The sequence below is a fragment of the Amygdalobacter nucleatus genome (genome assembly GCF_029167365.1).
In the GTDB taxonomy this organism is placed as follows: domain Bacteria; phylum Bacillota; class Clostridia; order Saccharofermentanales; family Fastidiosipilaceae; genus Amygdalobacter; species Amygdalobacter nucleatus.
Window position 1 is genome coordinate 677,169 of the sequence record NZ_JARFNM010000001.1, and the last position, 25,466, is coordinate 702,634.

Sequence of the window (25,466 nt, forward strand, 5' to 3'; positions counted from 1 at the left end):
TATGCGCAATAATGTGAGAGATAAAAAGTTTAATAGACGAAGTGGCTTAGTGATTATGGGCAGGCTACTTAAATTGATTCGCAACTTATTACCAGTAATAGCTTTAGCTGTGTTGTTTGGCGTTTTAGGCTATTTGTCTATGACAGCCATTCCAACGTTAGCTATGCAAGCTTTGCTAAAATTTTTGCAGGAACAAGGCAAATTATCCAATGCGAACTTTTGCTTCAAATTTGCCAATGTTAATAGCATATTAGGATTGATGGTGATAGTAGCTGTTTTGAGAGGCTTTCTTCATTATGCGGAACAATATTGTAATCACTATATCGCCTTTAAGATTCTAGCTTTAATCAGGCATAGGGTGTTTATAGCTTTGCGCAGATTGTGTCCTGCTAAGTTGGAAGTAAAAGAAAGAGGCAACTTAATTTCAGTTCTGACGAGTGATATTGAGTTATTAGAAGTGTTTTATGCACATACAATTTCGCCAATTGCTATTTGCATTATTGTATGCACTGCTTTAATTGTCTTTTTCGCCTATTATCACTGGAGTATTGCTTTATTAGCCTTGCTAGCTTATTTATTTGTTGGAGTGGTCGTACCTTTGGTGAATAGTAAATTGGGTAATAAAGTTGGTGTTGCTTTTCGTGAACAAATGTCTGACATGGACAGCTTCGTGCTTGAATCATTGCGTGGCATAGAAGATATTATGATGTTAGGTTATGGCGAAAAACAGGCTGCTAAATTGAGTGAAGAATCAAATTCGCTTAAAGGTCAGGCAAGTAAATTGACGAAATATAGCGCTTGGCAAAAAACGTTAACTTTAATTTCTATCTTTTTAGCTAGTTGTGGCAATCTACTTTTAACAATTAACTTATATCAACGAGGTAGCTTAGGCGTTGATGGCATAGCGATTACTTCAATTACACTTATGTCCTCTTTTGCGCCGACAATTGCCTTAGCTAATTTGTCTAATAGCTTGAATTTGACTTTTGCAAGTGGGGAAAGAGTGCTATCTCTATTAGATGAACAAGCCGTAGTTGATGAGGTAGAGGGTGAAATAGAGACTGAAACGTTTGAAAATATGTTAGTAGACGCTGTTTCATTTTCTTATGGCCCTAAAGCTGTTTTGACTAATTACACGTTAAATATTTTGCCGAAGCAAATTATCGGCATTTATGGCCCAAGTGGTTGTGGAAAATCAACGTTTCTGAAATTATTAATGCGCTTTTGGGATGTTAAAACAGGTGCAATTTATTTAAATAAGCGAGATTTAAGAGAGTATCCGACCAGTAATTTGCGTAAAACAGAGAGCTATATCAGTCAAGACACTCAGCTTTTTAAGGGGACAATTCGAGAAAATATTGCCATTGCCAAAATGGATGCTAGCTTAGATGAAATTGAAAGCGCTGCAAAAAAAGCCGCTATTCATGATTTTATTATGTCTTTATCTAAAGGTTATGACACGGAATTAGAAGAACTTGGTGCTGGTCTTTCAGGTGGACAAAGGCAGCGAATAGGACTTGCGAGAGCCTTTTTGCATGACTCAGAGCTTATCTTATTAGATGAACCAACATCTAATTTGGATGCCCTCAATGAAGGCTTGATTTTGAAAAAGCTTAAGGAAGAAGCTAAGACTAAAACTATAGTTTTAGTTTCACACCGTGAATCTACTTTGAGAATAGCTGATAAGGTTGTTAATTGCGGGAAAGCATAAGCAACTTGCAATGCAAAAACATAATATACAAAGAACATATGCAACAGCAATTTTTGTTTACAACAAACTAAATATATTTTGTTATACTTAGAAGAGTACTTTGACAAGTCAACTTGATAACTTTGGGGATGTAAAGGCTTCGACAGGGTTGTTGAGATTGGAATAGCGGGTAGAGGATGCGCGTTGGCCTCTTTAAAAAACGGGCAAAAAATTTAGTTGCAAAAACTAATAGATTCGCTGTAGCTGCGTAAGCTTGGCGCACAAACTTGATGAATCTGCTAATTGAGTGATTGTGTTAGACTAGCAGACCTTGATCGTTAGAGGTCAAACTTTCAAATTTCAAGTTAAGCTTTGCCCTTGGAATTATCTATGAAGCTACTTTCATAAGCGATTGTTCAAAGTCTACCTTATGAGGGGAATTTAGAAAATTTGAACTGCACCCGGAGAAGTTCTGATTAAGGCGATTTTGGACACGAGTTCGATTCTCGTCATCTCCATTCTATTATGCAAATCCGAACACTTGCTTTTTTGTTAAGCATTGCTTCGGATTTGTTTTCCTAATTGGAATGTAGGCTAATTTTTCTTATTTTGATTAAGTTGAGGAGTGTTTACTATGGAAATTAAGCAGGGGAAAAATCGTTTTTATATCGGCAGTTCAGAGACTGATTTTGTCGCTGAAATTACGTTTGAACTTGTAGATGCCAATACATGGAGCATCAATCATACATTTGTTGATCCTAGCTTGGAAGGTCAGGGAATTGGGCGCAAATTGGTTAAAGCTGTTAAGGATTATGCAGAAGCTCAGGGCAAGGAATTGACAGCTACCTGTTCATATGCAGCCCATGTCTTAGCAAAATCTGCTAAATAATCTAGAATTAATCAGGCAGATAAGCCTATGTTAAAATAAGGTAAATCAGTTGAACGAGGTGAAAGTGTTGGCTCTTCAGTTTTCAGAACAGTTTATGCAACATTATCTAGGGACATTGAGCCCCTTGGCGTGGAAACTGTATTTGCATTTGTCATTTATCTGTTCACAACGAAAGAATTGGCAATTACAGGCCAATGAGATTGAATTAGAACCGGTGAATCAGTTCGTTAATAACAAACAATATAAAGCAGAACTGAAAGCAGCTACGGCTGAATTACAACAGCAGAGCTTATTAAAAGCTGATTACACTCGCCAATGCCTATGGTTAGTTAGCCCAGATATTCAGCAGAAATTGTGGGATTTAGCTGATATGTGGCAACAAGAATTACAAACTATGAGTGAGGAACAGAAGCAAAATCTGACAAGAAGTAACTTTGTTTTAGCTCAAGTAGATGCTTGTACAGCCAATAACCAGAAATTGCTTGATTATTTGCTTGCAACTAAGAAGCAGCAGCTTAATGCCAATTTGCTCGGCCAAACTGAGCAAACAACAGCTGAGCTTAGTTCAACACAGGCTAGTTCAGACAGTGATGAGACTGAATATAATGAATTGGTGCAAGCTATTAACCAGCGCTTCTTAGTTGGCTTTAGTTCTTATAGCTGGATCAATTTGATTGACAAATTACATCATGAGTATCATTTTGAAAACACACTTATCTATGCCATTTTTGCAACTTTACAGAGCGAAGGCCATCTTTACAAAGATCAGATTCAACGCTTAGCCGATAATTTACATAAAGAAAATATTACCAGCGCCGAAGCTTTTGATAAGTGGTTGAGCGAACAGGAATTGATTGCAAAGCGGCGACCGTTTGTGCAGGCTAATTTGCAACGCCATAATTTGACAACTGCTGATATGCAGATAGTGAATAAGTGGTTCGATGAATATGCTTATGATGAAGAAATAATAAAGTATCTTTTCAGTAAAAGCGTTGAGAGTACCAATCCAACTTTGACGTGGTTCGATGCGATTATCACACGTTGGCATAATTCTGGTTATAAGACATTAGAAGAGATTCAGCAAGCTGAAAAAGAGTTCAAAGCAAAGCCAAAGCGGCAGGCTTATGTGCGCTCAGGTTTAGCTAGTTATCAGCCACGTAGTCAGAAAGAAAATTATACAGAACGGCATTATGATGCTGATTTTTATAAAAAATTGATGCAAGGTTCGAAGCATACGCTGAAATACGATTAATTGGAATAAATGCTATGAGTTTAGATTATTTGGATAATATTTATAAGGCCCGCAAAAATAAGGCGGCCACCAAGTTGTCAGGCTTAAAAACTTGGCTTTTAGCGCATGATGCTAATTTGAAAGCTAAACGCCTTAAGTTGACGGACTTACATGCTAAGTTGATTGATTTGACGAGACAGGCTGTAAGCCAAGCAGACTGTCATGATTTGAAGACATATGCACCATATACGGCATTATTGGCTGAGACTAAATTAGCTGAGCAGGATTTTAATACAGCCGTTAAGCAAGCTTGTGCTGAATATTGCCAAAGACAGAACTATGCTTTGTATGAATGTTCACTTTGCTTAGATAGAGGTTATATTGAATTACAGTCTAACACAGAGATAGAAACTACGCCTAAACAGATAGCTTGCCCAAACTGTTTCCCTAAACTTTGTCGTCAGTATTTGCAAAGTTTGAATTTGTGGCAAATAAATCATAGCAATCAGGATGATAACAGATTAGAAGAGCCAGTTTTGGATATTTATCGGCTCAAAAATTCAGCTGAAGTTTTTACTGAGCAAAAAGACAATTATGAGATGAATTACAAGTATGCTTTGCGCTTCTCAGAAAATATTATCCAAGCTGAGCTAGCTAGTAGTAATACATTAGCTGATTGCAAAGACAATTTGTTTATTTCCGGCGCTGCTGGCTCTGGAAAAAGTTATTTAGCGGCTAAAATTGCTGAATATGTGCTTAGACATGGCGTTTTAGCCATATATATCACAGCTGATAGCTTAGCTGATTTGTTCAAGCAACAAGAATTTTTGAAAACGTCATATGCGCCTGATTTAAGACAATTAGATTATGTCAAAACCTGTTTCAGCTTAATTTACCAAGCTCCGCTTTTGGTGATTGATGATTTGGCTGTTAGCAATTTGCAAGTTCCGCATTTATTGAAGTTATTTAATCAGCTTGGCGCCAAGCAACATTTGGTTTTGACTACCAATTTGAGTGCCGATGATATAGTTCAAACTTATGGTGAACGAATTTTATCCAGATTGTTATATCGAGCTGAACCGATTGATTTTTTGACAGCTGATTTACGTTTGGGGATTTAATATGATCAGTTGTGGCGTTGATATTGTTGAAATGGATACCATGCGTGTAACTTACATGCGGCAAGGTGAAAGACTTTTAGAACGTTTATTAACCAAGCATGAACAAGCTGAGTGGAGTAGACTACGTCAGCCAGAAAGGCAAGTGGCATATTTAGCTAAGCGTTTTGCTGCTAAGGAAGCTTTGCTTAAGGCCATTAAAACAGGCTTAAGTCAAGGCTTTAGTTGGCAGCAGATTGAGGTAGTCAAAGCTGAAAGTGGGGCTGTCAGCTTCAAGTTGAGTCCAGATTTTTATGCTAATTTAGTTAAGGTGGCGAGCTTATCAGATTACAGTTCAGACAAGAACTTGGAAATAGCTTTAAGTTTAAGTGACAGCTTGCATTATGCTATAGCCCAAGTTTTCATCATGTGGTAAATAAAAATTCACAGATAGTTTAGTAGTTGAAATTATAATTGTCTGAAAGGAGAGAGGTTTTATGAAAAAGAAAAGTGCTCTTGGTGTAGCCATTATAGTTGTTTTAATCTTAGTTTTGACAGGTACTTCATATAATTCTTTGTTGTCGAAACAGATCAATGTGGAAGAAAAAGTAGCAAACATAGACAGTCAGTTACAGAGAAGAGCCGATCTGATACCTAATTTAGTTGGAACGGTCAAAGGTTATGTTAAACATGAAGATGATGTATTCAAAGCCGTTAATGAAGCTAGAACAAAGCTTTTAGCTGCTAAGACGATGCCAGAGAAGGCAGAAGCAAGCCAGACAACTCAAGCTGCTTTGGGTCGTTTGTTAGCTGTAGCTGAAAATTATCCAGAATTAAAGAGTGATAAGCTATATACCAATTTGATGGATGAGTTAGCCGGCACAGAGAATCGTTTAGCTTATGCAAGAGATGAATATAACCAAGCTGCTAAAGCAAATAATCAGGCTGTTTCTCGTTTCCCGAGTGTTATTTTTGCCCGTTTGTTCTCGTTTAATAAGGTAGATTATTTCCAAGCAACAAAGGCTGCTCAAACTGCTCCGACGGTAGATTTTAGCAAGTAGAGATGAGCGAAGTTTATCTTTCAAATTAGAAAGCAGGTTGAGATGCATTTAACAAGTAAACAAAAATTGGGTGTATTTGCAATTTTTTGTAGTTCGGTGCTGGTCCTAACTTGCTTTATTTTTGCAATATTTCATCAAACAAGTGAAACTGTTTACCCAGAAGCAACCTATGATTTTTATGTCGCTGATTACAGTTCAGTTTTGGATGATGCGACGATTGAATATATCGTGAGAGAAGCAAATAATTTAGCTTCAAAGACGAAAGCGCAGGTCGTGGTTGCAACGGTGCCCGACACGCATGAAGATAGCTTAGAGAAATATAGCATTAATTTGGCAAATAAGTGGAAAATAGGCGATGAAAAATTAGACAATGGCATTTTGCTTTTATTCACGACTGAAGATGCGCATGTTCGCTTAGAAGTTGGCCGTGGCCTAGAAGGTATCATTAATGACGGCAAAGCTGGGCGAATTTTGGATCGTTATGCAGTTGAAGCTAAGAATGCAGGTGAGTGGAATCAGGCTGCTTACGATACTTTCAACGCCATTTGTCGACAAATTTACAAGGCATACAACCTTGAATGGCCAGCTTATATGAATGAGATGTATGTGCGTAAGAATGTTACATTTGACCAGAGTAAGAAGACTTTGCAGACAGATCTGGTTTTCCCAAGCAAAAAAGTTATTTTGAATGAGCGGCCAATTGGTCAACAAATTTTATTCGCGTTCCTTGCTGCTTTGTTCATTTCATCTGTACTAGCAATTATTTTGGCTAGTTTCGTGATGTCATTGATTAGACAAGCTAAGGCAAGTCCTTATTATCGGGATAGGCTCAATAATGACATGCTATTTTGGACTTTGCTGAATGTGTGGTCTAATTCTAATCGTGCAAGGCGTCATTCTTATTGGTCGAATCATGGCGGAGGCTGGTCGTCAGGCGGCTCATTTGGCGGAGGCGGCTCTTTTGGTGGTGGCGGTGCTAGTCGCTGATTGTCTTTTGTTCGCTCATATAATGCCTATCTGTTTTAGTACAGATAGGGAATAGATAGCCAGAAGCGATAATTCAAGACGAAGGATTAGATGCCATCTAATGCTAAAGGCGCAAAAACATTTAAATTACTAAAATTAGGCAATAGAAAAGGCTCTGTTTTGAACAGAGCCTTTTGCGTAATCTAAGTTCTTCTTAGCTGACTTAAATTATTTGTCGCTTGTTTCGAAGCGCTTCTGCCTCTGTATCTTCTTCATAGAAGACAGCATGTGGTAAGATTAGGGTGCATTCATCGCCAACTTTGAATTCAATGCGGTGTGGAGTTTGCACTTTAACAGTTTCCGTGCCGATATTCACAATATATTCAGTGAAGTTCGTTAAGAAAATGCGTTTGATAATTCTGCCATGTAATGTAGCTTGTTGATCAGTTGAGCTGTTAGCAGGCAAAATTTCAACTGTATTTGGGCGAGTAGCTAAAAGTAACGAACCCTTTGTTTGCCCTTTCTTTAACATCTCTTCTGAAATAGGGATATTTAATACTTGTGTATCACCAGCAATACGAAGTTGTTCGCCTTCAACAGAAACACGCATGAAACTTGATTCACCCAAGAATGAGTGAACGAAGCGATTCAATGGCTTGTTGTATAATTCCTCAGGTGTGCCAATTTGGACAATCTTACCCATATCCATAACCAACATACGGTCTGACAGAGCCATTGCTTCGGATTGGTCGTGTGTGACGAAGATGATGGTGAAATTAAACTTTTTCTGTAAAGCCTTAATTTCAAAACGCATACTCTCACGTAACTTAGGGTCAAGGTTGGAGAGTGGTTCATCCAACAACATGATACGTGGGTTAGTTACAATCGCACGTGCTAAGGCAATACGCTGCTGTTGACCACCAGATAGGTTAGCTGGATATTCATTACCCAAGCCATCTAGGCCAGTGTGCTTGAGGGCCGTTTGAACACGCTCATTAATTTCAGCTTGTGGACGCTTTTGCACACGTAGCGGAAAAGCAACGTTTTCAAACACATTCATATGTGGCCAGACAGCAAAGGCTTGGAAAACCATGCCAAGTTGGCGATCTTCTGGTGGAATGTACAATTTTTTGGCGCGGCTAGAAACAAGCTTGCCTGACAGATAAATTTCACCGTCTGACAAATCCTCAAAGCCAGCAATCATGCGCAAAGTCGTTGTTTTACCACAACCAGAAGGACCTAGGAAAGCGAAGCATTCGCCCTCTTTCACTTCTAAATTAAAGTTTTCAACTGCTGTTACAGTTCCTAAACTTTTAGTCGTAAATTGCTTAGTAACATTACGTAAAATAATTTCGCTTGACATTAGTTGCTTCTCCTATCTTTAGTAATAAAGCGCACAATAGCATTGCAGATAAATATGATGATAATAGCGACGGAAGCCAGAGCTGAAGCTTGAACTATATAGCCATCACTTTTTAGTGAGTAGATAGCTACGCCCAAAGTTCTGGTAAATGGACCATAGAGTAGGACAGAAGTTGTCAACTCACGCATAGCAGGTAAGAAGATTAAGAAGAAACCAGAAACCATGGCTGGACGAATTAGAGGTAAGGTAACGTCTAACAAAGATTCAAAGTGGCTAGCACCACAGTTACGGGCTGCATCTTCCAATGAATGGTGTACTTGTTGCAAGGAGGCAGAAGCACTCTTCATGGAAAAAGCGAGGTAACGGGCTAGATAAGCTACCAAGATGATCCATAACGTGTTATAGAGGTTGAAATAAAGTTTACCAGACCAAGTTAAAATAACACCAATTGCTAAGACTATACCTGGAATGGAGTAGGGTAAAACTGAAATAATTTCGAGGACTGTTTTGCCACGAGGCTGGATTTTGGTGATGACGTAAGCAATGATAACGCCTAAAATCATACAGATAATACCAGCTGAAATTGACAGTAACAGAGAGTTAGAAATAGAATCTGTAACCATCTTATTTGAAGTTAGAATTTCCTTGAAATTGTCTAATGTGAAATTGTTAAGTGTTAATGGTAGGCCGTAAGCTTTTAACATACCAACTAAGAAGATCATGGCAAGCGGAATTACGACCACAACTACTAAGAAACTTAAAGCAACGAATAAGAGAGGCCATTTGCTACCACGTAACTTAATTAGCATTGGGCGCATTGATTTCCCTTTGATAATATCGTAGCTTCCAGCTTTTAATACATGTTTCTGTAAAACGAGGGCGAGCATGACGACTGCAACCAATAACAAGGAGAGAGCAGCACCTTCTCTGATACCTTGGAAATCACCAGATGAGCGATTGATCAAGTCATAAATACGAGTTGGCAATGTGTAGATTTTTTGGGAAAAACCTAAGATAGATGGTACGCCAAAGTGGGAGAGGGATGAGGTTAAAATTAGAAGCGCACCAGAAGCGATAGCTGGCTTTACGAGCGGTAAAGTAATTTTGGCAATAACGTAACCTTGCTTAGCGCCAGCAATACGAGCTGATTCTTCCAAAGTTGGATCCATACGTTCAAGTGCACTAACAACTTGCATGAACACGAATGGGAAGTAGTATGACATTTCAACGAAAATAATACCGCCCAAAGAGTTGATGTTGAACAGTGCATTTTTAGCGCCAGTTACAGACATATACCAATTGTTGAAATAGCCACCGCGTGGCGAGAGCAACAAGTCCCAAGCCATAGCACCAAAGAATGGTGGAAACATATAAGGAATGGTAAAGAGTGAACGCATTAGGCCTTTTAGTGGAATATCACTGCGACCTAAAAGCCAAGCAAAGAACAGACCAACAACAGTACCCAAAACAGTGACAGATAGGGCAATGATGAGTGTGTTAAACATGGCTTTGATGTTTTCTTTATCTAAAAGTACTCGCTTGAACATTGATAGATCAAAGCTGCCTTCATTGAAGAAAACGTTGATAATGATCATGGCAATTGGCAGAACAACGATAACTAATAGGAGGATAAAGCTTAACCAAGTCAAAACTAAATCGAGGCTAAAGTGACGACCTTCCATTTTATCGAGATCTGAACGTTTAAGGGATTGTTTGAAAGATTGAATTAAGCTTCGCATGTTGCATTCTCCTTATCTAATAGAACAGAGTTAGAAGGATAATAGACAGCCTTTGCAAATTTGATACCAACTTCTTGTCCCTCGCTAAATATACCCTGCTTAAGTGCATCTAAAGTACTAACTTGGACACGTAGTTCAAGATCACCTAATCTGACAAAATAGTTGTATTGGTTGCCTAAGAAAACAACGCTTTTTACAGTTGCCTTAAGGGGTGAATTATCGGAAAAGACAATATCTAACGGACGAATACCCATATCTAAACTGTTAGCTTTAGTCAATTGGAGAATTTCATCAATTGGCGCATCAGGCCATAAGATATTTTGCTTAGGCTGCTTGATGTAGACTTTTTCAGCATTAACAATCAAAGGAATAAAGTTTGATACACCGATAAACTCAAAGACAAAGCGGTTAGCTGGCTGCTTGATGATTGTTTCATCATTAGCAACTTGGACAATTTTACCATCTTGTTGCATGATAGCTATGCGATCACAAAGCTTTAGTGCAGCTTCCTGGTCGTGGGTGATATAGATGATAGTTGTACCTAAATCGTGCTGAATTTGGCGAATTTCTTCGATCATTTCTTCACGCAATTTAGCATCGAGATTGGTAATAGGTTCATCCATGACGATCAATTTCTTGGAAGATACGAGCGCACGTGCAATTGCAACACGTTGCTGCTGACCACCTGATAATTGAGCAGGCATATAGTTAGCATAAGAGGACATACGAACTTGCTTTAGAGCATGTGCTATGATCTTTTCACGTTCGGATTTAGCAATTTTATGCTTAGCCAAAGGATACTCAATATTTTTACTGACTGATTTATGCGGCCAGACGGCATAATCTTGGAAGACCATGCCAATTTTCCGTTTCTCAGGCTTAATACTTATATGCTTATCGTGACTGAATACAATTTGATCGTCGATGAGAATTTCACCAGAACTTGGATTCAAAAGACCAGCTAAGCAACGAATAAGCGTTGTTTTACCACAGCTTCCAGGTCCGACAATACCAAGAATTTCGCCATCCTTCACTTCAAGTGATAGATTGCTAAATACTTTTTTATTGCCAAAATTGAAGCTGACATTATTAAAAGTTACAGATGCCATCAGTAGACCTTTCTATTATTAAATTGCATAAAAATGCCCGAAAGCGGCTGTATTCACAGACTTTCGGGCTGTAAACTCAGCTTAATTATTTGAAGAGTTTATCGAACTTATCGAGGATTTCTTGTTTTTGCTTAGCAACTTCTTTATCGTCTGTTTCTAGCATACGTTTCGCAATTTCTGCTGCATCGAGTGCAGCTTCGCCAACTTTAACGCCGTTTCTAACAGGTGTTGCTTGCGTCTTAGCCAAAATTGTTTGGCCTTCTTCGGACAAGATGAAATCATAAAGCAACTTAGCTTCTTCCATATGTGGAGCGCCCTTCATGATAGCGATAGGGGAAGAAACAACGATCAAATCTTTTTCAGGATAGCTGAATTTAATCGGAGAACCTTGTTTCTCAAGTGTTCTTGTTACATAGTCAACACCGATACAGGACATGTAAGCGCCTGAACCAACTTTGTTGATAGTAGAAGTTGTACCTGATTCAAGTTCCATCTTATTGGCTTTCAATTTTTCAAAATAAGACCAGCCATAATCTGGATGATTGACCAAGGCAGATACAGCATACATTGTAGTACCAGCTTCTGCTGGATCGGACATAACTAATTGGCCCTTAAATTCAGGCTTTGTTAAATCGGACCAATTTTTTGGAATTAAATCAGCTTTAACGTTAGTTGAGTTATAGGAGAAGCCCATAACGACCAGACGTGCGCCAACGAAAGTGTTGTCCTTGTCTTTGAATTTATCAGCTATCTGTTCAGCTTCCTTGGACTGATATGCTTCCAACATTCCTTTTTCTTTGAAAGTCAGGTAATTAGATGGATCACCGACCCAAATCAAGTCACTAGCAATTTGGCCAGATTGTTGCTCAGTTGCAATTTTAGTCAAAACCTTACCTGTACCAGCAGCGTAATAGTCCATAGCAATATCAGGATACTTTTTCATAAAAGCTTCCTTGATAGCAGACAATTGCTTCTCTTTCAGAGATGAATAGAGCATGACCTTTTTCTGCTTGTCTGGTTCTGCTTTAGTCTTAGCTTGTTCGTTTTTTTGACCACAAGCACTTAGTGTTGTTAGACATAAGCTAGCTGTTAGTGCAAAAGCAAGTAACGATTTACGTTTCATAAGTTCCTCCTGCTCTAAATGAGCATAATTTAATCTAATTACATAGCGAAACATTAATTGTGCTTCAATTGTGCTTCATAACACTATGTAACTTTAAGATGGCAACAGTATAGACAAGGTGCTACAAAAGGGCGAGTGCAAAATCACGATAAATTGGCTTATTCAACAAAACTGTACACGGTTTGAGCTCGCTTAAGTGCAATTTTATGTCCAAAAATTAAAATTATATTGCATAATGTAAATGTCAGATTTGGCGTCAATTGATAACTTAGCAGGCAACAGGAGCTTAAATGAATAACGTAAATTCGTCTGTTAATATGGATAAAGTGTATAAAACAAAGGCTACAATCATAAGAGCCTTTGCTGCTTTCATATTGCTAAATTATCTTGCGATCTTTTCAATTGCTTACTTTAACCTTAATCAATTTCGTTACATTCGTGAAACGCGTGCAAAACAATTGTTTAATGAGACTATCGAGCAGCAGGGCAGACTAATTGCTACATATAATCGGCAGATCATCGATTCGATTCTGCAATTGTATAATTCACCTTTAAATAAGAAATTACGTCAACAAAATAAGTTATCTCAGACAGACAAATTACAAGCTATGCGCGAACTTAATGCCTTTGTCACAAGCTCTGAATATTTATTATCAGCCTATGTTTATAACCCAGTTTACGGTATGCTATCTAGTGATGATAATTTTGAATCAACAGATGAGCTGGTTAATTTTAAGGATACGGCTGCTTTAGATTTGCTGAATATGGCAAGTAAGCAGCCAAAAAGTTTGCAACTGTTGCCAACTTTGCGAACTTATCCGACCAAACAAATTGCAATTTCCAAAAATCCTAAATTTGAATCAGATCTTTTTGTATTGGCGCCTGAACAGAAATATTTGTTCACTTATGTATTACATGAAGGCAACACAGCTTTAATTGTGAATGTCGATGCGGCCTATCTAATTAAAATTATGCAGACTAATCGTGAGCAGACTGTGCTGCTACAGATGCAGGATGGCGAAAAATTGCTAATTGGTGGTAATGCTGAATTTGCTAAAGATTTGGATAGTAATTTACCTGATTTAGTAGATGATAAGCAATTAGTTTCTAGTAATTTCACGCTACTCAATATAAGTGGGCGAAACTACCTTAGCGCACAAACTTATAGTAAGACACTTGCGGCTAATATGGCGTATTTTTTGCCTGAGAAGCAAATCCTTGCTGATGTTTACACTTTGAAGAAACAGACATACCTGTTGCTATTTTTCGTTTTGTTGCTATTTATGGCCTTGCACATTTGGCTTTGGAAGCAGGTGGTTAATCCCTTTGCCGAGGCAGTCAGTGAGGTTGGTAAATTACATAAATTTTCATTTAATCCAGCCAAAGTCCTTAAAACATTGCGTCAGCAACAATTTTGGCGTGCTTTGTTGAGTGGCGTTTACAAAAATGAGCCTGATTTTGAGTTCGTGACAGCTTGTAAGCAGTTGGATTTGGATTTTACAGATGAGCATGTTTATCTGATTTTGCCAGATACAGTTCTGAGCAGCCAAGAAATCGAGCGAATTTTGAGTGAGTTTAATTGCCAGCAGGCTAAAATTGACTATTCGGAAAAAACATTTTACTTGTTAGCAGCTGAACAAGTATTGACTGAGCATTCTAGTCTATATGTCATACCTAAACAGATTGAAAATTATGTTAGTCATAATGCTTGTTTCTATAGTGGAATTTACCAGGCTAAAGATTTGGCAAAAGCAACGCTTCATCTCTTGGAGTTACAGAAATTAGCGCATCTTAATTTGATGCAACTAAAAGCTGAGGATGAACTATATACATTAAGCAAAGCTAACGGTGAACAAACTATAATTTCGAATTTGTTCAGCAATTTGTTGAATTATACGAAAGCAAGCGATGAGTGCTTGGATGAGTTTTGGCAAAGCTTAAGAACATATAGATTGGCTAGTGTAATTTATAGTTTACGTAATTTGGCGGTACAATTAGATAAAAGGACAGACGAAATAAGAGAATCTGCTGAGCAGCCAATAACTGTGCCACAGCTAAGTGCAAGTTATTTAGCACAAGACCAATTGAATGAGTTGCTCACAAAAGATTTTACGTTCAAAGATCTTTCAGACATCTTGTTACCTAAAATAGAATACTATCGTCAGATCAAATTAGCACAGCATCAGGAGCAGGTGAGCAGTCTAGCTGAACAAGTATCAGAGTTTGTGCAGATGAATTTAGCTGATTTTAATTTATCTTTGAAATTGGTAGCAGCCGAATTTAGACTGAATCCAACTTATCTGAGCAAACTGTTTAAGGAAGCGAAAGACATCACTCTAAGTGCTTATATTACGCAAAAACGAATGGAAGCAGCGGTTGACTTACTCATGACAAGTGACATGAGTAACAAGCAAATTTGTGCGCAAATTGGTCTTGAAAATAGTTCTTATTTTTACGCTTTATTCAAGAAAACCTATGGCGTAACTCCAAGTGAATACAAACAATCTAATGAACAACAAAAAGGGGATACAGACTAAATTCTGTATCCCTTAATTAAATCGGAGTGAGAGGATTCGAACCTCCGGCCTCATAGTCCCGAACCATGCGCGCTACCACCTGCGCTACACCCCGAAGAACTCGTTAATTATAACATAGTTAGAATTTGAATAATAGATTTCGATGTACATCACGCAAAATGTCCATGCAATTTCTTAAGCAGCGAGGGAAGAACGTGTTTTATTTTAATTATGACAAAAAGAAAAGCCCCTCTAGGCGAGGGGACTTTACCAACTGTAATTCACTATAAGCTTAGACTATGCACGAACTACAGCACCGTTGCGTAAGCAAGATGTGCAAACATATTCTGTCTTAGGAGTATTGCCTTCGATAACACGTACCTTGCGAACATTTGGCTTTTGTTGGGCCAAGGCGCGACGAGAAACCTGAGAACGTGTGATGGAAATCTTACGTCCAAAGTTCATACCCTTTTCACAAATACTACATTTTGCCATGGATTTCACCTCCCAAATTGAGCTATCCACAAGGAATGCTTAATTCTAACTAGCTCGTACCTCTTGAAAGATACCTGTCAATTCTACTGAATTTAGCTTGTCTTGTCAATAGCAAAAAATTGACAGGTTAATATGTGTTCTGGAGCAAATTTCCCCACTTTTAGGGCCTGAAATTTGATTAGTATCATATTTAATCGCACAAATATTCTCAATCTCATATAAGATCATTTATGAACTTAGATGATATAAGTTCAAAAAATAATTATCTAAATTCAAAGGAGAACTAGCATGGCTAAGGGAAAAATTAAAGTTGCAGTCGCCGCTCTTAAAGTTTTAGAGGGTTGGGGTGTAGATACTGTGTATGGCATTCCATCCGGTACATTGAGCTCTTTTATGGATGCACTTGCTGTTGAGCAGGATAAAATCAAATTTATTCAAGTTAAGCATGAAGAAGTAGGCGCTATGGCCGCAGTCATGCAAAAGAAATGGGGCGGCAAATTAGCTGTTTGCGTCGGCTCAGGCGGCCCAGGTGCAACTCACTTAATTAACGGCTTATATGATGCTGCAATGGATGCAACACCAGTTGTAGCTATTTTGGGATCACGTCCGCAAGCTGAATTAAATATGGATGCATTCCAAGAATTAAATCAAAACCCAATGTATGATCATATTGCTGTTTTCAATCGCCGTGTCGCTTATGCAGAACAATTCCCTAAGTTGATGGATGAAGCTTGCCGTGTCGCTTTAGCTAAACATGGCGTAGCTGTTTTGGAAGTACCAACTAACTTTGGTTTCCAAGAGATGGACGCAGATGCATTCTATTCATCAGGTTCAAGTTACAGACCTTTCAAAGCATCCGCTTTGGATATGAACGATATTGATGCTGCTTGTGAATTAATCAAGAAATCCAAACGCCCACTTATTTATGCTGGTTTTGGTACAGTTGGTCATGGCGAATTAGTTGAAGCTTTGTCCAGAAAAATCAAAGCACCAGTTCTCACAACTGGTAAGAGCTATGAGGCTATGCATTGGAACTATGAAGCACTTTTAGGTTCAGCTTATCGTGTTGGTTGGAAGCCAGCTAATGAGGCAATTTTAGAGGCTGATACAGTTCTATTCGTTGGCTGTAATTTCCCATTTGCAGAAATAGATCATACTTTCCGTAATATTGAACATTTCATTCAGATTGACATTAATTCAGCTATGCTCGGTAAACGTCATGCCGCTGATGTTGCTATTCTGGGTGATGCAGGTGAGGCTTTGCAGACCTTGTTAGACAAGTTGCCAGAAATCAAAGATACAGCTTGGTGGAAGGCTAACTTGAAGAACGAGCAAAATTGGCGCGATTATTTGAACAAGATCGAAGGCAAGCAAAGTGGCGATTTGCAATTGTATCAAGTTTATAATGCCATCAATAAACATGCAGATGCTGATGCCATTTACTCAATTGATGTTGGTAACTCAACTCAGACATCAGTTCGTCATTTGCATATGACACCAAAGAACATGTGGCGTACTTCACCACTCTTTGCCACAATGGGTATTGCTTTGCCAGGTGGTATTGCAGCCAAACACACATTCCCAAATCGTCAAGTTTGGAACTTAATGGGTGATGGCGCATTTTCAATGACATATCCAGATGTTGTAACTAACGTTCGTTACAATTTGCCAGTTATCAATGTTGTCTTTACTAACAACGAATACGGCTTCATTAAGAATAAGTACGAAGATACGAACGAAACAACTTTCGGTACAGAATTTACGGATGTAGATTATGCAATGGTCGGTGTTGCACAAGGCGCAATTGGCTTTACAGTTCGTCGAATTGAAGACATTGACGCAGTTATGGCACAAGCAGTCAAAGCTAACAAGGAAGGCAAGACAGTGGTAATTGATTGCAAGATCACAAACGATCGTCCAATCCCGGTTGAAACAGGTTGCTTGAAGCTTGATTCGAAGTTATGGTCAGATGCTGAAATTAAGGCTTACAAAGCTAAATATGAAGCTGAAAATCTCGTACCATTCCGCACATACTTGGAAGAAGAGGGTTTGAGTTCTAAATACATTAAGTAATTAGCTGAAAATTAACACTTAAAAAGTGTTGCAAATAGCCTGTCACATATCAATGTGGCAGGCATTTTAAGTATTAGCGTAAGTTAGCTAACCAGAGTAAGCAGAGAACAAGCCCAACAACAATACGGTAAATAGCCATCTCTTTCAGACTGTGTTTGCTTAGATAGCGCATGAAGGCTTTCACGACTAAGAGAGCAACTAAGAACGAAACTAGGCAGGCGATAGCGAGGTAAACATATTGCATATATTCGCTATTACCAGCTAGGAAATGTTGCTTTTCAGCTTGCAAGAAAGGCAGATTAACAGCTTGCTCGGCTAACATTGTGTCACCCAAACTGGCAAAAGAGTTTTTAACTTTGAAAAATTTATAGAAGCTAAAAATACTTGCGCCAAACATTAGGGGGATTGCTAAGAAAAAGGAAAATTCAGCCGCTAGTTTGGTTCTTAAGCCAGCTAACCAACCACCGATGATGGTTGAAGCTGAACGTGAAAAGCCAGGTAACAAGGCTAAACATTGCCAAGCGCCTATCAAAAAAGCTTGTTTGTATGTCAAGTCATCTAATTTTTGCGCACGCGGATTTTCCACCTGATAGCCTTCGCCAAAATAAAGAAGTATACCGCCAATAATCAGGGCGATTGCAACCGTTAAATTGTTGAACAGATAACGTTCTATGTATTTGTGCAATGGTACAGCCAGAATCACAAATGGCAATGAGGCTAAAATCCATTTGGCCCAGAAATGTAAAGCTGGCTTTTTCAGTTTTAGTAAATCGATGAATAATTGCCATAGCTTACTAAAGTAAAGCACGACAACAGCTAAAATAGCTGCTAATTGAATTACGATCATCAGCAATTTCATGAAATTATTTTGCGGTAATTCAAAAAGACTACTTGTGATGATTAAGTGGCCGGTTGATGAAACTGGCAAAAATTCAGTTAGGCCTTCAACAATAGAAAGAATGATAATTTTTATTAAATAAATGAAATCCATATTTTTTCCTTCGTCAATCGATATGCACTTTTGATATAATAGCAGATAACGGGGTAAGAATTTGCCTCAGCAATGTAAAGAAAAGGATATGTCATGAGCAAACAAATTTTGAACTTAGACTTAAGCGATGGCCTTTTGCTAAAAGAGAAAATTTTGATTCTCGATTGTGGTGGCCAGTATAAGCAATTGATTGCTAGACGCGTACGAGAAGAAGGCGTTTATGGTGTGATTTTGCCAGCTGATACTAGCGTGGATGAAATCAAACAAGCGAATTACACTGGTATTATCCTGAGTGGTGGCCCTAATTCTGTATACGAGCACAATCGCTTTGAAGCAGATCCTGCCATCTTAGATCTAGGCATCCCAGTTTTGGGTATCTGCTATGGTGCGCAATGGATTTGCCACGTTAAAGGCGGTCAGGTTTTATCAGCAGACAAAGGCGAATATGGTAAGCGCTTTATAAATGTGGCTGAGTCAACTAAAGACCCAATTTTCCATAACCTAAAGGCAAATAGCCAAGTTTGGATGAGTCACCGTGACCAAATTTCTAAATTACCAGCTGGATTTACAGTATCTGCAAGTTCTGATTCTTGCCCAATCGCTGCTTTTTCTAATAATTCACTTAATTTGTATGGGGTGCAGTTCCATCCGGAAGTTGAACATAGCTTGCAAGGCCGTGACATGATTCATAATTTTCTCTATGAAGTTTGTCATGTCCAAGGCAACTGGCAGATGAAAGATTTTGCTGAAAGCATGATTGCTAAGCTAAAAGAGAAGCTAGCAGGTGCTAAAGTCTTGTGTGCTTTCAGTGGTGGCGTTGATTCATCAGTTGCCGCTTTACTCGTTCACAAGGCAATTGGCCGTAATTTGACTTGTATTTTTGTTGACCATGGTCTTTTACGTAAAAATGAGGCTGATGAAGTTGAGAAAGTCTTCAAAGATACTTACGATATGGACATTCGTCGCATTGATGCAAGTGAGCGCTTCTTAGGCCGTTTGCAAGGTGTAACTGATCCAGAAACTAAGCGTAAGATCATTGGTGAAGAATTTATTCGGGTGTTCGAAGAAGTGGCTAAGGATTACAAGGATGTTGATTACTTAGTACAGGGCACAATTTATCCAGATGTGATCGAAAGTGGTACAGATAAGGCAGCTGTGATTAAGAGTCACCATAATGTTGGCGGTTTGCCTGATAACATCAAATTCAAAGCCATTGTAGAGCCTCTACGTAATTTGTTCAAAGATGAAGTGCGTAAAGTCGGTTTGGAGCTTGGTATGCCAGAGAATTTGGTTTGGCGTCAACCTTTCCCAGGACCAGGTTTGGCCGTGCGCTGCTTAGGTGAAATTACTAAGCAAAAGTTGCAGATTTTACGTGATGCAGATGCTATTTTCCGTGAAGAAGTGGCTAATTCCAATTTGCATAAGACAATTTCCCAGTATTTTGCTGTGCTGACACCGATAAAGTCAGTTGGTGTTATGGGTGATAGTCGTACATATGATTACACTGTGGCTCTACGTGCTATTATCACGAATGATTTCATGACAGGTGAGTGGGCTCGTTTGCCATGGGAGCTTTTAGAGAAAGTAAGTTATCGTATCGTGAATGAGGTTAAGGGCGTTAACCGTATAGTTTACGATGTGACGGCAAAACCACCAGCTACGATTGAGTGGGAATAACAGAAGCAAATATGTTACTGATATAAAACGCTTGAAAATACAGTATTTTAGCGGTTTTGGTGTAGAAAAATTCTCTAAATGATACTGTTTTGATACTAAAAGTAAGAAAAAGCAGGTCTGAAAGGGAGTTGTTGAATTTAGGTAAAAATTTTAGAAAGCCTTCCATCATTTTGGTGGGAGGCTTTTGTAGAAAATAGATAATGGTATATTTGAAGTTGTGGAGAAGATGTAAAATATGGGATTTTGCACAAAAATATTGTGCAAGAATGTCGCTTTATATGTTTTTTCCTTCGTTGATATTGACAATTGCAATTATGCCTACAGTGATTAATAAGTCAATTGATAGGATAGGGTGGATAGGATTTGGTATTACAATAATTCAAATGATATGTTTTGTTGTGATTATGATATCTACTGAAAAAGCTTTAAAGAATACCTTTGATGAAAGTGGAAACAGAGTGTAAAACAACTTCCTATTTATAGGGACAGATAAATCCCAGTTTCGTTTAAATCTTCGAACAATATAAAAGACAAAGCACATGACTTTAAGATTGTAAAATCTTTCAGCTATGTGCTTTTTCTGTGCCTATTTTATATCCGGAGGAATCTTAGCAGATATACCTTTTCTATAAAACTTTACATTGCTTTCTTCAAAAGGAACATAATCTTTTTTCAAGCTGTCAGGATAGTTAGCTTTCCAATCCTGCAAGGCTTCTTTAGTAATTTCGTTATTTTCATATTTCTCTTTCATTTCCTGCCACTGTTCAAGCATATTACGAATTCTTAATATAGCTTCACTGCCGAAATATATACCTGTGGTAGTGTATCCGGGATCTTCGTCATTCATAATAACCTGTCTTATATTAACTTCAATACTGTCATCAAGTTTAAATAAGAATCGCATAAGGTCATGTTCCGTGTATGGATATGCAGGTTCTTTCAGATAATCTTTATTTACATGGAGTGCAGCGGAAATATTTTCTAAGACATCATCTTTAGGAGTACGAATATCAAGCTCATATTGTCTGATTCTGACATCATCTAAATGTGTTCTGTCTCCTAATGCCTTTTGAGTAATTCTCCGTAATTCACGGAACTTCTTAATTATTTTACCCAAACTCAATTTTAACACCTCCTTAGGAGCAAATTTGTTTCTCTTTTAATAATATAATCGAAAATAAGAAAAAATACAATAGAAAAATAAAATTTAGAAAAAAGTATTGACAGAAACAAAAAAGCTACTTATAATCTAAAATAGAAACAGAAACAAATAAGTTTCTGAAAAGAAAGGAGGAAAGTACGATGGAGAAATTATTTCTTACTTCAAATGAAGTTGCCGATTTACTAAATATATCGCAGCAGCAGGCTTATAAAATCATTCGTGATATGAATAAGCAGCTGGCTGAACACGGCTTTCTTATCCTAAGGGGAAGAATCAATAAGAAATATTTTATGGAACAAATATACAAATCAAAGGAGGGAGAATAATGCCTGCATATAAGGACGAAAAAAATGGAAAATGGTTCGTTTCGTTCTATTACAAGGATTGGGATGGACAAAGCAGGAAGAAGCTGAAAAGAGGCTTTGAAACAAAGAAAGAGGCAATTACTTACGAGAGAAATTTCACGGTAAAGATGTCCGGTTCACTCAATATGCTTTTTGAGGATTACTTTGAACTCTATAAAGCCGATGTTATAGGAACTATTCGTCTTAATACATGGATGACAAAAGAACACATGATTAGGACAAAAATACTGCCGTTTTTTACAGGAATGAAAGTAAGCGAAATAAAACCTGTGGTAGTTAAGAAATGGCACAATGTGCTTCTAAATATTGAAAATGCGGAAGGGGAAGCCTATAAGCCAACTTATCTTAAGTCAATTCACGCACAGCTAAGCTGTATGTTCAACCATGCCGTTAAGTATTACGGACTAAGACAAAATCCTTGTAAGGTTACAGGCAGAATCGGAAAGCAAAAGAGTGATGAGGAAGTGGAATTCTGGACTAAAGATGAATATCTGCAATTTATTGAAGCTGTTAAAGATAAGGATATTTCATTTTATGCTTTTGAAATTCTTTATTGGACAGGGATTCGTTTAGGAGAACTCAGAGCATTGACAAAAGGGGATTTTGACTTTGATAAAAAGACAATGCGAATCAGTAAATCAGCTCAGAGAATTAACGGAGAAGAAGTTATAACAGACCCGAAAACACCTAAAAGTAAGAGAACAATAATGCTTCCTGATTTCCTAATCAGAGAGCTACAGGATTACTTCCTTAAAATCGGGTACTTTTCAGAGGATGAGCAGATTTTCCCTAAATGCAAAACATATTTCAATAAGGAAATGGAAAGAGGAATAAAAAAGTCGGGCGTAAAGAAAATAAAACTTCATGCACTAAGACACAGTCATATATCGCTGCTTATAGAAATGGGCTTTACACCGGTAGATATTGCAGCGAGAACAGGGCATGAAAGCATAAAGGTGTTAATGGATTATAGTCATATGTTCCCCAATAAACAGGTGGATATGGCTGATAAATTGGACAAGGAGGGCGAATACAGTGAAAGCACCGAAATTTCCAAGCTATGATGAGGCGGTTAATCGTAAAAAGAAAAAGTGCCAAAATTTGATGAGTAAAGAAGAATGGCAAACGTTGGAAGAGGAAAGAAAACAAAAGGAACGAGATAAAGGCAAGCGATTTGCTAATCACAGGAAAAAGGATGTAACCATAGCATTCAGAACAAATCGAAAAGACAGAGAGCTTATTTTCAATAAAATTGCGATGTCCGGGCTGAGTAGACAGGATTATATGACTAATGCAATTCTTAATGCTCCTATAAAGGTGTTTGCTACAAGAAATGTCATAGACAGTTGTAAAAGTGAGTTACAGGAAATTTTATCGGAACTGAAACGAGTGAAAGAATATGGAGAAGTGGATGATAATTATAGGCATGAACTTAGGATGATTGTTGAAATAATAGAAGCGGCAATGCAAGAAAAAAGCCTTTAGCCATACGACTAAAGGCAAGATGAAAGTACAACTTGGTATTTCATCCCTGACAAGATTATTTTATCAGGTTGTACTTCTATCAGCAATAAAAAGATAGGAGGTTACGATGATAAACAGAGAGAAATATATTGAAAATATTCCGCAAGACTTAAAAGACCGTAGTCAATGGTTATGGTTTAAAAGGGTAGTAAATGTTGATAGGCACGGAATGAAAAAAGTTATAAAGATACCTGTAAGCCCGATAACATTGAAATCGAATTTTTGGAATCAAAAAGAAAATTGGGCAGATTTTGAAACGGCGGTTAATAATTTGAAAAGTAGTGGCTGTGACGGATTGTCTTTTGTGTTGAGTAAAGACGATCCGTTTGTGTGTATCGACTTGGACGATGTGGACAATAAAAAACTTGAGATGTTTATAAATGACTTTAATGATACTTATATCGAAGTATCACAATCCGGAAGAGGGTTACACATTTTTGCAAAGGGGAAAATGGAAAAGAACTTTAATAACCAGCTTGAGAAAGTGGAGATGTATCAAGAAAATAGATGTATTGCTATGACAGGTAATATCTACAAATTTAATGATTTTGTTGCGAACAAAGTTCTCTTGAAACAAAAGGAGTTGGACAAATATTACAAGTTATTTTTCCCAAAAAGAAGTGTCAGAGAAGTTATTAGAAAATATCAGGAAGCTGCTGAATGTGTTCCTGACAGTGATACAGTTATAGAAACCATGTGCAGGTATAACGCAAAGGCAAAAGCGTTATTTGAAGGCTCATATACAAGCGGAGACGCCAGTAAAGATGACTTTTCATTGCTTCTTTTTCTAAACAGTTTTACTCACGGAAATGCAGAAATGATGAAAGAAATATTTTTGAAATCTGCACTTAATCGAATGGGAGATAGAAGTAAAAGAAGTACGGAAAAAGGATACTTGAAATATTTAGAGGACAGCATTTCAAAAGCGATACAGGGAGGAAATAAGAGATATTGGGATTATAACTATCACAGAAGTAAAGGAGGATACTCGCTTGAATAATTGGCTTAAATTTGATGATTTGGAGCTAAGCGATTATTTAGATCGTGAACTTGAAATCACAGATAAGGGACAAGTCAAAAGTACAACAACCAATCTCATAACTGTGTTAGTGAATCCCCGTTTTTGTAAAGAACAAGATATTTTATCAGGATATATTTTCTTTGACACTTGCAGCAGAACAATTCGTTTTTATGGAAAGTTAAAAGGAGAAAGATGTACTGATTTAGAAATACGAAAATGGAATGACCATATGACAAATATCCTCGGAGTTGAAATCGAAAGAGAATTTGGAATTAAATATTCGAAAAATCGTATGGAAGATGCCGTTCTTTTTGTTGCTCATAAGAGGTCAATCAATTTACCGGCAATGTATATGGAATCGCTACCCTATGACGGGCAAGAATATATTTCAAAATTACTACCCAAATATCTTGGAGCAGAGGATACAAAATTAAATTCTTGGATTATGAAACATATCTTGGTCGGTATGGTAAAAAGAGCATTTAATCCCGGATGTAAGTTTGATGAATTGATGGTTCTTACAGGGGTGCAGGGCGTTGGGAAAACTTCATTTATTGAAAAACTGGCACTATTTCCTGAATGGTATTGCTCATTAAACAATATAAAAGGGAAAGATGCCGTCAGTAATTTGGTAGGTAAGATTGTTGTTGAGCTTGAAGAATTTGTTGCTCTTAGAAATGCGAAAAGTGCTGATGAAGCAAAACTTTTTATTTCGGCAAGAACAAGCACGGTAAGACTTCCATATGAACGCTTTTCAACAGATGTTAAACGAAGCTGTGTTTTGATTGCGACAACAAACGACGCTACATTCTTGGGAGACTTCTCAGGAGAAAGAAGATACTTGCCTGTAAAAGTGAACAGTGAAAAGATACAAATTCCGTTGATGTATGATCCGGAAAAATTTCCTGTATTGGAAACTATCACAAGAAAAAAACATGAAAAAATGCTGAAAAATGATTTTGAAGGAGCTATTGCAGAAGCGGTACATCTTTACAAAAACAAGCTGCATGATTTCTATTTGCCGAAGGAACTAAGAAGTGATTTGGATTATGTCATTCAAACACATAAGAGCGAAAACAGACATGTGCAAAACTTCTTGGACTTCATGGAATGGAAGGTAACGAAGTCTGATACTCCTAATATATTATGTTCCGCAGAATTTACAAGCAAGTATCCTGAAACAAATGAAAAGGTGTTTTCGGAACTGATGGAAAATGAGATGGCTGACGAATGGATTTTAGAGCCTAATGTAAAAAGCAAGAAAGTAAGGATTGACGGAATCGTTAGAGTAAGCAAGAAGTTCTATAAGAGAAATGTAACCGCAGACTTTATGGAAGTAAAAGATATGGAAATACCATTTTAAGAGTTTTGAAA

General features: G+C 37.7%; 22 protein-coding genes, 1 tRNA gene and 1 other RNA gene. 16 read left to right on the top strand and 8 right to left on the bottom strand.

Translation table 11 applies throughout. The features are described from left to right. The first annotated feature begins 1 nt into the window (after nucleotide 1). The 8 genes from PYS62_RS02995 to PYS62_RS03030 all read left to right on the top strand — a co-directional run bounded on the left by PYS62_RS02995 (nucleotide 2) and on the right by PYS62_RS03030 (nucleotide 6,955). Complete coding sequence (locus PYS62_RS02995) at nucleotides 2–1,711, top strand: amino acid ABC transporter ATP-binding/permease protein (RefSeq protein WP_066713447.1); 1,710 nt, start codon at nucleotides 2–4, stop codon at nucleotides 1,709–1,711. Nucleotides 1,712–1,835: 124 nt separating this feature from the next. Next, nucleotides 1,836–2,211: a transfer-messenger RNA gene (gene ssrA / locus PYS62_RS03000) on the top strand. A gap of 113 nt (nucleotides 2,212–2,324) precedes the next feature. Beyond that, entirely contained in the window at nucleotides 2,325–2,579 is a 255-nt protein-coding gene (locus PYS62_RS03005; protein WP_066713449.1) for a GNAT family N-acetyltransferase, read from the top strand. Nucleotides 2,580–2,643: 64 nt separating this feature from the next. After that, entirely contained in the window at nucleotides 2,644–3,831 is a 1,188-nt protein-coding gene (locus PYS62_RS03010; RefSeq protein WP_066713451.1) for a DnaD domain protein, read from the top strand. Nucleotides 3,832–3,845: 14 nt separating this feature from the next. Next, entirely contained in the window at nucleotides 3,846–4,931 is a 1,086-nt protein-coding gene (locus PYS62_RS03015; RefSeq protein WP_066713453.1) for an ATP-binding protein, read from the top strand. A gap of 1 nt (nucleotide 4,932) precedes the next feature. Continuing rightward, nucleotides 4,933–5,343, top strand: coding sequence for a holo-ACP synthase (gene acpS / locus PYS62_RS03020; RefSeq protein ID WP_066713455.1), 411 nt, complete (start codon nucleotides 4,933–4,935; stop codon nucleotides 5,341–5,343). Between the two features lie 61 nt (nucleotides 5,344–5,404). Then, nucleotides 5,405–5,968: a LemA family protein gene (locus PYS62_RS03025; protein ID WP_066713457.1), complete on the top strand. Its 564-nt coding sequence runs from the start codon at nucleotides 5,405–5,407 to the stop codon at nucleotides 5,966–5,968. A gap of 42 nt (nucleotides 5,969–6,010) precedes the next feature. Beyond that, nucleotides 6,011–6,955, top strand: coding sequence for a TPM domain-containing protein (locus tag PYS62_RS03030; protein ID WP_066713459.1), 945 nt, complete (start codon nucleotides 6,011–6,013; stop codon nucleotides 6,953–6,955). 202 nt (nucleotides 6,956–7,157) lie between these two features. Here PYS62_RS03030 and PYS62_RS03035 read toward each other — a convergent pair whose 3' ends face one another. The 4 genes from PYS62_RS03035 to PYS62_RS03050 form a co-directional block, all read right to left on the bottom strand. After that, the gene (locus PYS62_RS03035) at nucleotides 7,158–8,297 is read right to left on the bottom strand and encodes an ABC transporter ATP-binding protein (RefSeq protein WP_066713461.1); all 1,140 of its coding nucleotides are present in this window, start codon (nucleotides 8,295–8,297) and stop codon (nucleotides 7,158–7,160) included. Then, entirely contained in the window at nucleotides 8,297–10,036 is a 1,740-nt protein-coding gene (locus tag PYS62_RS03040; protein ID WP_082714290.1) for an ABC transporter permease, read from the bottom strand. The genes PYS62_RS03035 and PYS62_RS03040 overlap by 1 nt, the downstream gene beginning before the upstream one ends. After that, complete coding sequence (locus PYS62_RS03045; protein ID WP_066713465.1) at nucleotides 10,024–11,145, bottom strand: ABC transporter ATP-binding protein; 1,122 nt, start codon at nucleotides 11,143–11,145, stop codon at nucleotides 10,024–10,026. The genes PYS62_RS03040 and PYS62_RS03045 overlap by 13 nt, the downstream gene beginning before the upstream one ends. Nucleotides 11,146–11,230: 85 nt before the next feature. Next, the gene (locus tag PYS62_RS03050; protein ID WP_156422949.1) at nucleotides 11,231–12,268 is read right to left on the bottom strand and encodes an ABC transporter substrate-binding protein; all 1,038 of its coding nucleotides are present in this window, start codon (nucleotides 12,266–12,268) and stop codon (nucleotides 11,231–11,233) included. Nucleotides 12,269–12,558: 290 nt separating this feature from the next. Here PYS62_RS03050 and PYS62_RS03055 point away from each other — a divergent pair, with 290 nt between their 5' ends. Next, complete coding sequence (locus PYS62_RS03055) at nucleotides 12,559–14,805, top strand: helix-turn-helix domain-containing protein (RefSeq protein WP_066713471.1); 2,247 nt, start codon at nucleotides 12,559–12,561, stop codon at nucleotides 14,803–14,805. 21 nt (nucleotides 14,806–14,826) lie between these two features. Here the strand turns inward: PYS62_RS03055 and PYS62_RS03060 are convergent. Next, nucleotides 14,827–14,899: transfer RNA gene (locus PYS62_RS03060), tRNA-Pro, on the bottom strand. Nucleotides 14,900–15,081: 182 nt separating this feature from the next. Next, the gene (locus PYS62_RS03065; RefSeq protein WP_066713475.1) at nucleotides 15,082–15,279 is read right to left on the bottom strand and encodes a large ribosomal subunit protein bL28; all 198 of its coding nucleotides are present in this window, start codon (nucleotides 15,277–15,279) and stop codon (nucleotides 15,082–15,084) included. A 288-nt stretch (nucleotides 15,280–15,567) separates the two neighbouring features. Between PYS62_RS03065 and spxB the strand changes: the two genes are divergently transcribed. Continuing rightward, nucleotides 15,568–17,352, top strand: coding sequence for a pyruvate oxidase (spxB, locus tag PYS62_RS03070; RefSeq protein WP_066713478.1), 1,785 nt, complete (start codon nucleotides 15,568–15,570; stop codon nucleotides 17,350–17,352). 73 nt (nucleotides 17,353–17,425) lie between these two features. On the opposite strand, the gene PYS62_RS03075 is transcribed toward spxB, so the two are convergent. Next, complete coding sequence (locus tag PYS62_RS03075; protein ID WP_066713481.1) at nucleotides 17,426–18,343, bottom strand: undecaprenyl-diphosphate phosphatase; 918 nt, start codon at nucleotides 18,341–18,343, stop codon at nucleotides 17,426–17,428. A gap of 135 nt (nucleotides 18,344–18,478) precedes the next feature. On the opposite strand from PYS62_RS03075, the gene guaA reads away from it, so the two are divergent. After that, nucleotides 18,479–20,020: a glutamine-hydrolyzing GMP synthase gene (gene guaA / locus PYS62_RS03080; protein ID WP_066713618.1), complete on the top strand. Its 1,542-nt coding sequence runs from the start codon at nucleotides 18,479–18,481 to the stop codon at nucleotides 20,018–20,020. Nucleotides 20,021–20,606: 586 nt separating this feature from the next. Here the strand turns inward: guaA and PYS62_RS03085 are convergent. Continuing rightward, nucleotides 20,607–21,143 carry a helix-turn-helix domain-containing protein gene (locus PYS62_RS03085; RefSeq protein ID WP_066713484.1) on the bottom strand — a complete coding sequence of 179 codons (537 nt, stop codon included), beginning with the start codon at nucleotides 21,141–21,143 and terminating at the stop codon, nucleotides 20,607–20,609. Nucleotides 21,144–21,322: 179 nt separating this feature from the next. On the opposite strand from PYS62_RS03085, the gene PYS62_RS03090 reads away from it, so the two are divergent. The 5 genes from PYS62_RS03090 to PYS62_RS03110 all read left to right on the top strand — a co-directional run bounded on the left by PYS62_RS03090 (nucleotide 21,323) and on the right by PYS62_RS03110 (nucleotide 25,455). Continuing rightward, nucleotides 21,323–21,508 carry a transcriptional regulator gene (locus PYS62_RS03090; RefSeq protein WP_066713487.1) on the top strand — a complete coding sequence of 62 codons (186 nt, stop codon included), beginning with the start codon at nucleotides 21,323–21,325 and terminating at the stop codon, nucleotides 21,506–21,508. Further along, complete coding sequence (locus PYS62_RS03095) at nucleotides 21,508–22,611, top strand: site-specific integrase (RefSeq protein WP_066713498.1); 1,104 nt, start codon at nucleotides 21,508–21,510, stop codon at nucleotides 22,609–22,611. Before PYS62_RS03090 ends, PYS62_RS03095 begins: the two co-directional genes overlap by 1 nt. Continuing rightward, nucleotides 22,583–23,032, top strand: a complete 450-nt coding sequence (locus tag PYS62_RS03100; protein WP_066713503.1) for a plasmid mobilization protein — start codon at nucleotides 22,583–22,585, stop codon at nucleotides 23,030–23,032. The genes PYS62_RS03095 and PYS62_RS03100 overlap by 29 nt, the downstream gene beginning before the upstream one ends. 106 nt (nucleotides 23,033–23,138) lie before the next feature. Beyond that, a complete protein-coding gene (locus tag PYS62_RS03105) occupies nucleotides 23,139–24,071 on the top strand; it encodes a DNA primase (RefSeq protein ID WP_066713511.1) in 933 nt (310 codons plus the stop codon). Beyond that, nucleotides 24,064–25,455, top strand: a complete 1,392-nt coding sequence (locus PYS62_RS03110; RefSeq protein ID WP_066713517.1) for a VapE domain-containing protein — start codon at nucleotides 24,064–24,066, stop codon at nucleotides 25,453–25,455. The genes PYS62_RS03105 and PYS62_RS03110 overlap by 8 nt, the downstream gene beginning before the upstream one ends. Nucleotides 25,456–25,466: the final 11 nt, after the last annotated feature.